14 protein-coding genes and 1 pseudogene are annotated in these 13,990 nt (G+C 60.7%); 12 read left to right on the plus strand and 3 right to left on the minus strand.

The genetic code is table 11. The features are described 5' to 3' along the window. The first annotated feature begins 256 nt into the window (after window positions 1-256). Window positions 257-766, plus strand: coding sequence for a hypothetical protein (locus tag JFU37_RS30815; RefSeq protein ID WP_242485815.1), 510 nt, complete (start codon window positions 257-259; stop codon window positions 764-766). Between the two features lie 167 nt (window positions 767-933). On the opposite strand, the gene JFU37_RS24495 is transcribed toward JFU37_RS30815, so the two are convergent. Continuing rightward, window positions 934-1,581 (minus strand): helix-turn-helix domain-containing protein, encoded by a 648-nt coding sequence (locus JFU37_RS24495; protein WP_342214978.1) that lies wholly within the window; start codon window positions 1,579-1,581, stop codon window positions 934-936. Further along, a complete protein-coding gene (locus tag JFU37_RS24500) occupies window positions 1,578-1,736 on the minus strand; it encodes a hypothetical protein (RefSeq protein ID WP_201119633.1) in 159 nt (52 codons plus the stop codon). The genes JFU37_RS24495 and JFU37_RS24500 overlap by 4 nt, the downstream gene beginning before the upstream one ends. A gap of 112 nt (window positions 1,737-1,848) precedes the next feature. On the opposite strand from JFU37_RS24500, the pseudogene JFU37_RS24505 reads away from it, so the two are divergent. Further along, window positions 1,849-2,025 (plus strand): annotated as a pseudogene (locus JFU37_RS24505) (ABC transporter substrate-binding protein); the annotation flags it as partial. Window positions 2,026-2,035: 10 nt separating this feature from the next. Here JFU37_RS24505 and JFU37_RS24510 read toward each other — a convergent pair. Further along, window positions 2,036-2,896 carry a LysR substrate-binding domain-containing protein gene (locus JFU37_RS24510; RefSeq protein ID WP_201119634.1) on the minus strand — a complete coding sequence of 287 codons (861 nt, stop codon included), beginning with the start codon at window positions 2,894-2,896 and terminating at the stop codon, window positions 2,036-2,038. A gap of 251 nt (window positions 2,897-3,147) precedes the next feature. Here JFU37_RS24510 and JFU37_RS24515 point away from each other — a divergent pair, with 251 nt between their 5' ends. The 10 genes from JFU37_RS24515 (at window position 3,148) to metC (ending at window position 13,938) form a co-directional block, all read left to right on the plus strand. After that, window positions 3,148-3,990 carry a transporter substrate-binding domain-containing protein gene (locus JFU37_RS24515; protein ID WP_201119635.1) on the plus strand — a complete coding sequence of 281 codons (843 nt, stop codon included), beginning with the start codon at window positions 3,148-3,150 and terminating at the stop codon, window positions 3,988-3,990. Between the two features lie 71 nt (window positions 3,991-4,061). Then, on the plus strand, window positions 4,062-4,904 hold the full coding sequence (locus JFU37_RS24520; RefSeq protein WP_201119636.1) for a transporter substrate-binding domain-containing protein: 843 nt from the start codon (window positions 4,062-4,064) through the stop codon (window positions 4,902-4,904). After that, a complete protein-coding gene (locus tag JFU37_RS24525) occupies window positions 4,901-6,325 on the plus strand; it encodes an FAD-binding oxidoreductase (RefSeq protein ID WP_201119637.1) in 1,425 nt (474 codons plus the stop codon). Before JFU37_RS24520 ends, JFU37_RS24525 begins: the two co-directional genes overlap by 4 nt. After that, window positions 6,322-7,533: an aminotransferase class I/II-fold pyridoxal phosphate-dependent enzyme gene (locus tag JFU37_RS24530; RefSeq protein ID WP_201119638.1), complete on the plus strand. Its 1,212-nt coding sequence runs from the start codon at window positions 6,322-6,324 to the stop codon at window positions 7,531-7,533. Before JFU37_RS24525 ends, JFU37_RS24530 begins: the two co-directional genes overlap by 4 nt. Continuing rightward, a complete protein-coding gene (locus JFU37_RS24535) occupies window positions 7,530-8,264 on the plus strand; it encodes an amino acid ABC transporter permease (RefSeq protein WP_201119639.1) in 735 nt (244 codons plus the stop codon). Before JFU37_RS24530 ends, JFU37_RS24535 begins: the two co-directional genes overlap by 4 nt. Beyond that, entirely contained in the window at window positions 8,254-9,042 is a 789-nt protein-coding gene (locus JFU37_RS24540) for an amino acid ABC transporter permease (RefSeq protein WP_201119640.1), read from the plus strand. Before JFU37_RS24535 ends, JFU37_RS24540 begins: the two co-directional genes overlap by 11 nt. Beyond that, complete coding sequence (locus tag JFU37_RS24545; protein WP_201119641.1) at window positions 9,029-9,865, plus strand: amino acid ABC transporter ATP-binding protein; 837 nt, start codon at window positions 9,029-9,031, stop codon at window positions 9,863-9,865. Before JFU37_RS24540 ends, JFU37_RS24545 begins: the two co-directional genes overlap by 14 nt. Window positions 9,866-9,882: 17 nt before the next feature. Beyond that, window positions 9,883-10,479 (plus strand): cysteine dioxygenase family protein, encoded by a 597-nt coding sequence (locus tag JFU37_RS24550; protein ID WP_201119642.1) that lies wholly within the window; start codon window positions 9,883-9,885, stop codon window positions 10,477-10,479. Further along, window positions 10,476-11,132 (plus strand): glutathione S-transferase family protein, encoded by a 657-nt coding sequence (locus tag JFU37_RS24555; protein ID WP_201119643.1) that lies wholly within the window; start codon window positions 10,476-10,478, stop codon window positions 11,130-11,132. Before JFU37_RS24550 ends, JFU37_RS24555 begins: the two co-directional genes overlap by 4 nt. Before the next feature lie 31 nt (window positions 11,133-11,163). Further along, on the plus strand, window positions 11,164-13,938 hold the full coding sequence (gene metC / locus JFU37_RS24560) for a cystathionine beta-lyase (protein ID WP_201119644.1): 2,775 nt from the start codon (window positions 11,164-11,166) through the stop codon (window positions 13,936-13,938). Window positions 13,939-13,990: the final 52 nt, after the last annotated feature.

Raw genomic sequence — 13,990 nt, forward strand, 5'->3', positions numbered from 1 at the left:
ACGTTTATTTCTTCAGGTTATTTATATAGGTCTGAAGTGCATATCTATAACCGCTAAAACCGCGCTGTGGTTTTTGGCGTATCTGCGATAAAAGCCAACTCTTTGTTGCAACAGAAATCTGCGTTCTGGCCGCCTCATTAAAGCTGCCCCAACATCCACTCTCGCTGTTTGATGGGCATCTTGTCGTGCCTGTCCCTTTCCTTAGAATCCGCCCCATCAGCTTCGTCCAACTCTTCAATCCTCAGGGAGCAACACCATGATGAACGCCATGCAGATGCAAATGCCGATGAACGCCAACATGCCAATGATGCCAATGATGGGCATGCCAATGATGATGGCGACCATGAGCTGCGAAATGATGGACGACGGCATGATGTGCAAAATGATGCCGGCGGCGGGCATGGACATGGCCATGTTCAAGAACAGCGCCGAAATGATGCAGATGATGATGAACTGCGGCATGCCGATGATGATGCACTGCGGCAACATGAGCATGATGTGCGTGTCCCCGGCGAGCATGGCGATGCCGATGATGAACATGATGATGCCAATGCCGATGATGGGCATGCCGATGCCATCGATGAAGTGCGTGATGGAATGCACCATGATGGCTGACTGCATGATGTGCAAAATCATGCCAATGGCCGGCATGAACATGGACATGATGAAAAACTGCTGCGCCCTGATGATGAAAATGATGAACGACTGCAGCATGCCAATGATGATGAGCTGCAACAGCATGCCGCTGATGTGCTGCACCTGCTGATTTGTAGCCGTCGCACAAAAGCCCGGCAGGGGTTATCCCTGCCGGGCTTTTTTATATTGTAGGAGCGAGCTCGCTCGCGATGGACGTTAACGATTACGCGTGTTTTCTGAATAAACGCGCCGCCCTTGAGTTCATCGCGAGCAAGCTCGCTCCTACAGTAGTTAGTTTCAGTCCAGGCGTTCCGGGTAAGTCACCACCAGATACGCCACCGCTTCACTGTCGGCGGGGTTGCGATAGCGGTGGGGCTGGTCAGCGTAGAACAGGATCGAGTCACCCGTGGACAGTAAATAGCGCTCATCGTTGACGCTGATTTCCAGTACGCCCTGGGACACCACCAGGTTCTCCTGCACACCGGGGCCATGTCCTTCGGAGTGGTCTTCACCCAGCGGGCTCAACCGCAGTTCGTAAAATTCCGATTGGCGCGTCACGTCGTACGGGAACAACGCGCGGCTGACAAAAGCGCCGTTGGCACTGACCAGGCGTTTGCTCTGGCTGGCCGACAACACGGCCACGCCTTCGAAGGCCCGATGCTCAAGAAAGGCGGCCACCGATACCTTCAAGCCTTTGGCGATTTTGCACAGTACTTTGATGGACGGCACGCTGCGTCCGGACTCGATCTGGGCCAGCATTGCCCGGCTCACTCCGCACAACCGCGCCAGGGCGTCGAGCGAAAGATGACGCTTGCCGCGTAGACGTTGCAGGTTCTGCGCGACCCGGTCACAGGTAGAGTCTTCCTCCAGTTGTTCCAGATTATTCAAATCCAGCCCGGGTTCGTCGACGCTTGCCAGAAAGCGCGAGGGCGCTTGACCATTCACGCTTGACGCGTCTCGGTCGAATGGGACGGTACCCATTGGAATGCCTGTAAACCTGCGTGGTATGCGTACATTTCCCACATGGCCCGTGCCCGTTGCTGAGCCTGTTTGCGTTTGCGGTAGCTGGCGAAGTCGATGAGGTTATCGGTCGGATTCATGGGGCACTTCACTGTGGTGGTGAATGACGGGATGAGCTGAGACTACGCGGATTTTTTTATAACTATAAATATCAAATTTGTATTTATTAATTCGTTTTAGTTATTTTGATGGCTGGCCTTGCCGCTGGTTGAGAAAATCGTCGCTGACCCGGAAATCGACTTCACCGTCGTGCCACAACGCACCTTCATCTACGCTGAGAAGCTTCATGAGTTGGGCGTACTGCAAAATCAGGCGGCGAGTTGGAAGGACTACTTCTTCGAAGAAGCCCACAGCGGTGCGGGCAGTTGACGCTGGGCAATCAATGTCCCTGACTGCTTTTGATCAACTCATAAGCCCGACGCACCAGCGGGTTCACGGTGTTAGGGCGAATCCACAAGTGATAGGTCACGTCCGGCAGTCGTGGCAGGCCGTCGTTTTCACCGAGCACGCGCATGTCCGGGCCGAGCATTTCCATGCTTCTGGGCGTGACGCCCAGGCCTGCCCGCGTCGCGGCTTTGATACCGATCAGGTTCGAGGCCAGATAGGCCTGGCGCCAGGGAATATTGGCGCGTTCCAGGGCTTCCAGCGCATAGCGGCGATAGATGCTGGGTTCGTCCACCAGGATCAGCGGCAGCGGCTCGCCCGGGGTATGAATGTATTGCGCCGAGCAAATCCACCACACCGGGGAAGTGCGTAAGGCGAAGCCTTCAAGGATCGGGTCGGCGCGGGTGGAAATCACCATGTCGACCTTTCCCCGGTGCAGATCGTCCATCAGAAACGGACTGCGGCCGACATCGATCTCCAAGCGCAGACGCGGGGCCGAGCGAGCGATGTGGCTGAGCATTGGCGGCAGGATGGTGTCGGCGATGTCATGGGGCGAGCCGATGCGCAGCACGCCGCTCAAGTGGCTTTCACGCAGGGAATTCAAGGCATCGTCGTTGAGAGAGAGCATCTGCCGCGCATGACGCAGTAGCTGCAAGCCCGCCTCGGTGAGCTGTTTTTGCCGCCCGCGTTTTTCGAACAGGTTCACACCGACCAGATGTTCAAGGCGTTGCATGTGTTGGGTGACTGACGATTGCGTGCGGGCCAGTTGCGCGCCGGCTTCGGCGAAGCTGTGGTGATCGACCACGGCAATGAAAGTGCGCAGCAGTTCGAGATCGAGCGTGGGTGAAGTCGACATGGCGGTTCCGGTGACTGTTTTTATATCAATGTCGCAAACATAAACATTACATAACTTTATGGATTTTTGGTGAGATTTTAATGCGGATGTCATAAAAGTCAGTAAATACAGGGTTTGTTAAAAATATGCTCAATCTAAAATACACCAAGTTATAACGATATTAGATATTTGAATTTCCGTTGCTTCCACTCTGTACCTAGGATGACCACACACCAGGTCGGAGGACGCCGATCGTCCATTAGGGGAAATCCATGTTGCTTGAGCGCTCGCCCGTTAAACGATTGTTGCCTGTGATGCTGGGCGCCTTGATCTCTCTGGCTGCCAGTGCCGGTGCCCAGGCCGACGCTACCCTGGACAAGATCCAGCAGCGTCACGTGTTGGTGGTCGGCGTATTGCTGTCCGGCGGCCCATTTGGCGGGATTGACCCCGCCACCCAGAAGCCCCGCGGGTTGAACGTCGACCTCGCCGAGGAACTGGGGCGGCAACTGGGCGCCGAGGTGCAACTGGTGCCGGTATTGCCCGCCAACCGCGTGCAGTTTCTGCAGCAGGGCAAAGTCGATTTGCTGATTGCCAACATGGAATGGACCGCCGAACGCGGCGAGATCCTCGGTTTCGTGCCGACGCCGTTCTACCGCGTCGGCGGTACTGCAGCGGTGCTCAAGGACAGCAAGATCACCCGCTGGGAAGACCTGAAGAGTCAACCGGTCTGCACCTCTCAGGGCAGCAGCTACATCAAACCGCTCACAGAGCTGGGCGTCGAGATCAAGGCCTTCAAGAGTTCGTCGGAATCCTTGCTGGCGCTGCGCGGCAACAACTGCGTCGCGGCAGTGCATGACGCCACGCTGATCAACCCATTGATCGCCGACACCGCCGAATGGCAGGGCTATCGCGCGCTCACCCCGGAACTCAACCCGGCGCCTTCGGTGATCTGGACCCGACGTGGCGAGAGCGATACCCAGGCCAGGCTCGACCCGATCATCAAGGCGCTGCACCGCAGCGGCTGGCTGATCGAGGCGCAGACCCGCAACCGCATTACGCCCGCGTCGCCGGCCCTGGTGGAATTGCAAAAGCAGTTCCAGGCCAGCGGCGCCTGAGTCCGGTTCACCACCCCCATCGTTTTCAATAGACCGTCGTGTTGCGCGATGGTCGTTCAAGGTAGTCCAGCATGAACCGTTATTTTTCCGCCAAAGCCCTGTGCCTCGCCGGGTGCGCCGCATTGGTCGCAAGCCTGGCGCTGGCCGATGCCACGCTGGACAAGATCGAACAACGCCACGCCATCAGCGTAGGGGTGATCCTCAGTGGTCCGCCTTTCGGCACGATCGATCCGAAGACCGGCGAACACCTTGGTTACAACGTCGAACTGGCCAAAGGCGTCGCCAAGGCGTTGGGGGTGCAAGTCCAGACCGTCTCGGTGCTGGCGCCCAACCGTGTGCAATTCCTGCAACAGGGCAAGGTCGACATCCTGATCGCCAACATGCAGTTCACCGAAGAGCGCGGCGAGATTCTCGACTATGTGCCCACGCCTTATGAAGAAGTCGGCGGCGCCGCATTGATTCGCAAGGGCGCGGGTATCACCCAGTGGGCCGACCTCAAGGGCAAGCCGGTATGCGTATCCCAGGGCAGCAACTTCATCAAGCCGCTGCAGGAAACCTACGGCGCACAGATCAAGGCGTTCCGCAGTCAATCCGAATCGTTGTTGTCGCTGCGCGGCAACGGTTGTGTGGCGGCCGTGCATGTCAGCCCGACCATGCATGCGTTGTTGAGCGAGGCCGAGTGGTCCGGGTATGAGATCCCGCTGCCGGGGGATCTGATTCCCTCGAATTCGGTCATTTGGCTGCGCAAAGGTGAGCGCGACACCCAGGCGAAACTGGATGCCATCGTGCGTGACTGGCACCGCAGCGGCTGGTTGATCGAATTGGGCGAACGCACCGGCATGGCGCCGTCGCAGGCCCTGCGTGACCTGCACGAGCAATACCGCGATGCGCCACCGTTGGCGTCGCAACCATGAGTCGGTCTTTGTTTGAAGCGTTGCAGCAAATGCTGGGCGCCCGCCATGTGCAAAACAGCGAAGAGGCCGCGCGCTACCTGACCGACAAACAGGGCCGTTACGTGGGCCAAGTGATTGCGGCGGTGCACCCGGCCAACACCGAGGAAGTCGCGGCGGTGGTACGTGCCTGTGTGGCCTGCGACACACCCGTGGTGGTGCAGGGCGGCAACACGGGTTTGATGGGGGGCGCGACCCCCGATGCCAGCGGTCGTGCTGTTTTGCTGTTACTGGATCGCCTGAATCGGGTGCGTGCGGTGGACACCGACAACGACACCCTGACCGTCGAGGCCGGCTGCATTCTGCAAACGGTCCAAGACGTCGCCCGTGAGGCCGGTCGCCTGTTTCCCCTGAGCCTCGGCGCCGAAGGCAGTTGCACCATTGGCGGCAATCTCGGCACCAACGCGGGTGGCACTGCGGTGTTGCGCTACGGCAATACTCGCGAGCTGACCCTGGGCCTGGAAGTGGTCACCGCCCAGGGCGAAATCTGGAATGGCCTGCGCGGTTTGCGCAAGGACAACACCGGTTACGACCTGCGCGACCTTTACATCGGCAGCGAAGGAACCCTCGGGATCATCACCGCCGCGACCCTGAAACTGTTCCCGTTGCCCAAGGCTCGGGCCACGGCGCTGTTGGCCTTCGATTCGTTGTCCCAGTCGGTCGGGTTCCTGTCCCATGCCCGCGCTGGTTTCGGGGCCAGTCTGACCGCGTTCGAATTGCTCGGCGCCGATTGCCTGGCCCTCTTGCGCGAACAATTTCCCGAAGGTCCGCAACCCTTCCTCGGTGCCGCCCAGCCTTGGTTCGCGCTGCTGGAATTGTCCGATAACCACAGCGAAAGTCATGCTCGCCAGGCCTTTGAAGACGTGCTCGGCGAGGCGTTCGAAAACGGTTTGGTGGCCGATGCGCTGATCGCCGAAAGCCTCGCGCAGAGCGACGGGCTGTGGCTGTTGCGGGAAAACATGAGCGATGCGCAGAAGCGTGCCGGTCACAACATGAAGCACGACATCTCGGTGCCGATTTCCCGGATCGTCGATTTTGTCACCCACACCGACGGGTTGTTGCAGGCGCATTTTCCCGGTGTCCGTCATTTCACCTTCGGCCATTTAGGCGACGGTAACCTGCACTACAACGTCGCCCATCCGCTTGATTCAACGGTTGAGGCGCATATGGCCCATTACGCGGCGTTGAGCCTGCTGGTGCATGACAGCGCCCATGCCCATGGCGGCTCCATCAGCGCTGAACACGGTATCGGCCAGCGCAAACCGGGCCTGCTCGGACGCTATAAAAGCCCGGTGGAGCTCGACCTGATGCGCCGGATCAAACAGGCGCTGGACCCGCAGAATCTGCTGAACCCCGGCAAAGTGCTGGAGGTCATTCAATCATGACGGTTCGCCTTTCCCAGCGTGTGCAGCGCGTCTCGCTGTCGGCCAACGCCGCCGCGAAATCCCGGGCCACCGAGTTGCGTGAGAGCGGTCGCGATATCCTCGACCTGACCACCGGCGAACCGGATTTCGACACCCCCGAACACATCAAGCAGGCTGCCTGCGCTGCCATCGCTGCCGGTGCCACCAAGTACACCCCGACATCGGGTGTGAAGGCGTTGCGGGTCGCCGTGCAACGCAAGCTCCGTCAGGAAAACCGTCTGGACTACCCGCTGGAATCCATTGTGATTGCCAATGGTGCCAAACAGATCATCTTCAATGCCTTCGCTGCGACCCTCGATGATGGCGATGAAGTGGTGGTGCCGACGCCGTACTGGCCGTCTTTTCCGGACAGCGTGCGCTTCAATGGCGGTAAGCCGGTGTTTATCGAGTGCGCACTGGCTGAGGGTTGCAAGCTGTCGCCGGGCCGACTGGAGCAGCACATTGGCGAGCGCACACGCTGGTTGATTCTCAACGGTCCCGGCAACCCCAGCGGCGCGGTGTACAACGCGGCCGAGTTGCAGGTACTGGCCGAGGTGCTGCGGCGCCATCCTCGGGTTCTGATCCTGCTGGATGAGCTCTACGAACACATTCGCTTCGACGGCCAATCGGCGCAGAGCCTGCTCAATGTCGCGCCGGATTTGCAGCCGCGCTGCCTGTTGGTCGGCGGTGTGTCCAAGACGTACGCGATGACCGGCTGGCGCATCGGTTTCGGGGCCGGGCCACAGGTGCTGACCACGGCCATGACGGTGGTGCAATCGCAATCCACCTCGGGGGCTTCCTCGGTAGGACAAGCTGCCGCGCTGGCCGCTTTCGAGGGCGGGCTGGATTTCTTGCCGGCACAGGTCGCGGCGTATCAGCAACGGCGGGATCTGCTGGTGACCACGTTGAGCGACGTGGAAGGTCTCGAAGTGCTTGAACCTCAGGGCGGCTTCTTCGTGTTTGTCCGCTGCGCCGGTTTGTTGGGGCGCTTTCGCCCGGACGGTCAGCGCCTGACCTGCGATGCCGATGTCGTGGCGTATCTGCTGGAGGAGGGCGTGGCCGGTGTAGCGGGCAGCGCTTATGGCTTATCGCCGTGGTTTCGCCTGTCCATCGCGACGTCAACCGACAATGTGGCCGAAGCGGGACGGCGCATCGCGGTCGCCTGCGGGCAATTGCGGGGCGAACCATGAGCCATTGGCTGGAGCTTTTCGTGCACTGGACCGCCGGGTTCGGTCTGAATTACGGCTTTCTGCTGGACGCCTATCAACTCGGAACCCTGGAGCAGGGGGCACTGACCACCGTGTTGCTGTGCCTGTTGACCATCGTCGGCAGCCTGCTGGCCGGCGTCGGGTTGGCGGCAATGCTGACGTCGGGCAAGCCATGGCTGGCAAAACCTGCGCGAGTATTTATTGAGGTCACCCGCAACACGCCGACCCTGGTGCAGCTGTATTGCGCCTTCCTGGTCCTGAACATGTTGCTGACCCAGGCTGTCGGCGCGGCCAACCCGCTGACGCCGTTCGCCTGGGTGGTGATTGTGATCTCGCTGCACAAGGGGGCGTTCCATGCCGAAGCCTTGCGCGCTGGCATCGAGGCGGTGCCGAGCGTGACGCTGGAGGCGGCCAGCTCGCTGGCGTTCAGTAGCCGGCAGTTGTTGTGGAATGTGCAGTTGCCTCTGGCTTTGCGTTTTGCCTTGCCGTCGCTGATCAACAACCTGATCGACCTGGTGAAGATGACCGCCGTGGCCTCCGCCATTGCCGTGGGGGACATCACTTATGCGGCCATCATGATCTGGACCCAGAGCGACAACGTGCTGGAGCTGATGATTCTGATCCTGAGCTTTTTCGGCCTGCTGAGTTTTATCGTCAATTGCGTGGGGCGCTACCTTGAAGCGCGCCTGAGGATGCCCGGCTATGGCCATTGAATCGACAGTCAACGCGCCGCTGGCCTGGCCTCGGCGGCATGTCGGCAAGTTACTGGCACTGGCCTGCGTCGTACTTTGGCTAGTGTATTACGCCCCGCAAAGCCCGGTGCTCCAGGCCTTGTTGCAATGGTCGCCAGCGCTGGCCGTGGGGTTTGGCCAGAATATTCTGATCAGCCTGGTCGCCATCGCGCTGGGCTCGGTGCTGGGCTTGCTGGTAGGCGCGTTGGCCTTGTCACCTCTGCGTCTGCTGCGCTTGCCGGCGCGGCTCTGGGTGCAGGTTTTTCGTAACGCGCCCTGGCTGGTGCTGATCTATTTCACCACCTATGTGTTCCCGTTCGAGATCCACATCGGCAGTGCCTATGTCTCGTTCCCGGACTGGGTCAAGGTCACCATCGGCCTGGCGTTGCCGGCGAGTGCGAATGTCGCGGAAATCTTCCGTGGCGCCATTGCCTCGATCCCCAGCACCCAGTGGGAAGCGGCGCGTTCCCTGGCGTTCACTCGCGGGCAGATTTTCCGTTCGATCATCCTGCCGCAGTGTTTCAAACGCATGTTGCCGCCGTGGATGAACCTTTACGCGGTGATCACCATGGGCACCGCGCTGGCCTCCCTGGTGGGCGTGCATGACGTGATCGACACCGCACAGATCGCCAGCAACACCGTGAACATAACGGGTTTTACCGTGGTGATTTACCTCAGTTTGCTGGTGCTGTTTTTCGCCTATTGCTACCCGATTTCCCGACTCACCCAACGCCTGGAGCGACGTTATGCCTTCTACTGAAACCGTCGCCGAACCCTTGGTCAGCCTGCGCGATTTGCACTTGTCGTTCGGCAGCAACCCGGTCCTCAAAGGCATCGACCTCGACGTCCATCGCGGCCAGGCCGTGTCGATCATCGGCCCGTCCGGCTCCGGCAAGTCGACCATCCTGCGCTGCATCACCGGCCTGTTGCAGCCTCAGCGCGGCAACATCCGCGTCGGCACCACCGAGGTTCACACCCTGACCCAGGAAGCCCAGCGCATCGAGTTGCGCAAGCGCGTGGGGTTTGTGTTCCAGCAGTACAACCTGTTCCCGCATTTGTCGGTGCTGGAAAACCTGGTGATTGCCCCGCGCAAGGTGCTGGGGCGCAACCGGGTTGACGCCGAGAAAGACGCCCGTGCGTTGCTGGCCAAGGTACGCATGGAACACAAGGCCGATGCCTATCCAGGACAACTGTCCGGCGGTCAGCAACAGCGGGTGGCGATTGCCCGCGCTTTGGCGATGCGCCCGGAACTGATTCTGTTCGACGAGGTGACCTCGGCCCTCGACCCGGAAACCGTTGGCGAGGTGCTGACGGTGATTCGCGAGTTGACCGAAGAGGGCATGACCTGCGTGCTGGTCACCCACGAGATGCGCTTCGCCGAAGAGATCAGCGACATCGTCTACTTCACCGAGAACGGCGTGATCGTCGAGCACGGCAGCGCCGCACAGATCTTTCAGCACCCCACCAGCGATCGTACCCAGGAATTTCTGCGCCACGCGCTGGGGGATCCGGGACGTCGACCGCCCATTGCCAATGACCCGTATCTGCTGAGCAACCTGAGTCGCTACAGCCTGTCCGTCTAATACCGAGGAGCCTGTTCATGAGTACCGTTAACCGTGCCGATGTCATCGAGGATTTCCTGAAGAAAATCCGCGTCATCCATCAGCGGGGCGTAGACCGTGCCGCGCTGGAGGAAATCGTTGCCTTGCTCGAAGCCCTGGCCGAGCGCCGCGACCTATTCAATTTCAACGAGTTTCCGGCACCGGTGCCGGGGCAGGGCAGCACCGCGTTCCGCTACCGTCTCAATGACGATGGCGACACGCCGACGCTGTACCTGAATTCGCTGTTGCCGGGCAAAAGCACGATTCCCCACAACCATGAAACCTGGGCAATTATCAGCGCGGTAGAAGGCCAGGAAATCAACTATGTCTACGCCCGTGATGATCAAGGCCGCGAGCCCGGTTTCACTACCTTGCACCTGAAAAAGGAAGTAATCGTGCAGCCCGGCACCTCCATCTCGTTTCTCGGCGAAGACTTGCATGGCATCCGGGTCGAAGGCGAGCAGGCGACCCTGCATTTCCACCTTTACGGTTTGCCGCTGGAGTCGCTCAACGGCCGTTACGGTGTCGAGGCCGACGGGCGCATTCTCAACTACAACGCCTCGCAAATGGCGCCATCGATCAAGGCCTACGCATGATCGATCTGTACTACTGGCCCACGGGCAACGGATTGAAGATCGGCATCCTGCTCGAAGAGCTGGGGCTGCCGTATCGCGTCATACCGATCAACATCCGTGAAGGCGAGCAGAAGCAGGCGGCATTCCAGCGCATCAGCGCCAATGGGCGGATTCCGGCGATTGTCGACCTTGCGCCACAGGGCCTGGAGGCACCGTTGAGCCTGTTCGAGTCCGGCGCGATTCTCAATTACCTGGCCGACAAGGCCGGGCAATTCCTGCCAGCCTCCGGCAGCGCCGAACGGCAAAACGTCCAGGCGTGGCTGTTCTGGCAGGTGGGCCATATCACGCCGTACCTGAGCCAGTTGCAGCTGTTCAAGGAGAAAGCGCCGGAACCGATTCCGTTCGCCCTCGACCTGCTCAACGCGGAAGCGACGCGCTTGTACCGGGTGCTGGAAACGCGTTTGGCCGAAGTGCCCTATGTCGCGGGCGAATATTCCATCGCCGACATGGCGATTTTTCCGTGGATCCAGCCGTTGCGACAGGGGCAGGACCTGGCGGACTACCCGCATGTCCGCGCCTGGCGCGAGCGTCTCAAGGCGCGTCCGGCTGTGCAGCGTGCGTATGCGAAGGGCCGGGAAATCGCGGCCAATGAGCGCTCGCTGGCCCTTCAATAATATTGATTCTTTACCTTCAAACGGGAATCTCATGAGCCAGACCGTAACCCCAGGGCAACTGCAGCAATGGCTGTTCGACGGGCAGGAAATTGCCCTGTTTGATGTGCGCGAGCACGGCCAATATGGCGAAGCACACCTGTTTTTCGGGGTGAATCTGCCCTACAGCCGCCTGGAGTTGGAGGTTCGGCGTCTGGCGCCGAATCCGCGGGTGCGGCTGGTGATCCATGACCAGGACGGTGGGGCGGTCGCGGCGCGTTCCGCTGCGCGCCTGCATGCGTTGGGGTATACCCGCGTGCACATTCTGGAGGGCGGTGCCGACGGTTGGAAGGCCGCCGGTTTTCAGCTGTTTGCCGGGGTGCATGTACCGTCCAAGGCCTTTGGCGAGCGGGTGGAGGAGGCCAGCCATACGCCCCATGTCACCGCGCAGCAACTGGCGCAATGGCAAGCCCGGGGCGAACCGCTAGTGGTGCTCGACGGGCGGCCATTCGAGGAATACCGCAAGATGACCATCCCCGGTTCCATCTGCTGTCCGAACGGCGAACTGGGCTATCGCGTCCACGATCTGGTGCCGGACGAGCACATACCGATTGTGGTCAATTGTGCCGGCCGTACCCGTAGCATCATCGGCGCCCAGACCCTGATCGATCTGGGCCTGAAAAACCCGATTTACGCCCTGGAAAACGGCACTCAGGGCTGGTATCTGGCCGATTTGCAACTGGAGCACGGCAGCACTCGACGCTATGCCGATGAGGTGTCATCGAGTGACTTGACGACGCAACGTCTTGCCGCTGCGCGCCTGGCGGAACGGGCCGGGGTGGAAACGGTTGAGGCGGTTCGGGTCGAGCAGTGGGCCGGGGATGCCGGGCGGAGCCTGTTCTTGTGTGATGTGCGTACCTCCGAGGAGTTTTCCGCGGGCAGTCTGCCGGGGGCTCAACACACGCCGGGCGGGCAGTTGATTCAATCCACCGATCTGTACGTGGGCGTGCGTCAGGCACGGTTGGTGCTGATCGACAGCGATGGTGTGCGGGCCCCCATCGTTGCCAGTTGGCTCCGGCAGTTGGGGCATGAAGCCTATGTGCTGGCGGGCGGAGTGCACAGTCATCTGGCGCTGCCGGCACTTGAAGCCAGCGCTCACCCGGCGCTGCCATCGATCACGACACAGGCATTGGCCGATGCGCTGAAGGATGAGGCGGTCGCCCTGATTGATCTGCGTCCGAGTATGGCCTATCGCAAAGGGCATATTGCCGGGGCGCGCTGGTCGATCCGTTCGTTGTTGGCGGACGAGGTGTCGGGTGAGCAGCGGCCGCTGGTGTTGCTGGCCGATGACCCACGGCTGGCCACGCTTGCGGCACTGGAGTTGCCCGACGTTCAGCGTGCGCATGTCCGATTGCTGGACGGCGATCAGGATGCCTGGCGCGCAGCCGGTCTGGCCGTACAGGAAGGGGCCAATGCGTTGTCCGATGAACAATGCATCGATTTTCTGTTCTTTACCCATGATCGGCATACCGGCAACAAGGACGCGGCGCGGCAGTACCTGGCGTGGGAAATCGGTTTGCTGGCGCAGATGAGCGAAGACGAGATCGCCAGTCTCAAGCCGTTGCACGCACAACCTCAAACAACCCAGCCTGAGCGGGTTCGCACCCGTCTGGTCCATTCGGCGCGTACCGAAAAGGGGGGTGGCGGTCGGGCCGTCAATGTGCCCGTCACCCGCTTAAGCACCGTGCTGTTCGACAACCTCGCGCAAATGCGTGACGCCCGCTCCCGGCGTGACAGCGAAAGGGTCCTGAGCTACGGCGCCCGAGGCAATCCAACGGCGTTCGCCCTGGAAGACCTGGTTACGGAACTGGAAGGCGGTTATCGCACCCGTTTGTTCGGCACCGGGCTGGCGGCAGTCGCGCAGACGTTCCTGGCTTACCTGCGCCCCGGCGATCATGTGCTGATCACGGACGCCGTGTACTCGCCCGTGCGGCGCCTGGCCCGGGACTTTCTCGAACCTTTCGGCATTCAGGTCAGCTACTTTGCGCCGGACGGCAGTGGCCTGCGCGCGCAACTGCAAGCCAATACCAAAATGGTCTACACCGAAGTCCCGGGTTCGCTGCTGTATGAACTCTGCGATTTGCCGGCGATCTCCGCGCTCTGCAAGCCGCGCGGTATCCTGCTGGCGGTGGACAACACCTGGGGCTCGGGCTACCTGTACCGGCCACTAACCCTGGGCGCGGACATCTCGATCATGGCGTTGACCAAATACCTGTGCGGCCACAGCGATGTCGTCATGGGCAGCGTCTGTACCCGGCAAGACATCTGGCAGCCGCTGGCGTCCATGGGCGACACCTTCGGCAACACCGTCAGCCCGGACGATGCCTACCTGGTACTGCGCGGCGCACGAACCCTGGCGCCCCGCCTGGAAGTGCACGAGCGACAGGCCCTGGAAATTGCCCATTGGCTGCAGGCACGGCCTGAGGTGAAAAGGGTGTTTCATGTGGCCTTGCCCGAACATCCCGGCCACGCCCTGTGGCAACGGGACTTCACTGGCAGCAACGGCTTGGTGTCTTTCGAGCTGCGCGAGGCAGGCAGCGCGTATGTCGAGTCATTCATTGATGCGCTCCAGCTATTTGGCCTGGGCGCGTCCTGGGGGGGCTATGAAAGTCTGATCACGGTCGCCGACACCAAGGATCGCAACAGCGCCGCGGATCGCCTGTTGAATCCGGTATTGCGACTACACATCGGGCTTGAGGATGTCGGGGCACTGATTGAGGATCTGCAGCGGGGATTCTCCAACGCGGGCATTGTGTGCAGGCCAATTTAGGTCAAGGGTGGCACTGAACCTGTGGCGATGGAGCAAGCTGCCTCGCCGCAGG

It is taken from the genome of Pseudomonas sp. TH41, assembly GCF_016650695.1.
In the GTDB taxonomy this organism is placed as follows: domain Bacteria; phylum Pseudomonadota; class Gammaproteobacteria; order Pseudomonadales; family Pseudomonadaceae; genus Aquipseudomonas.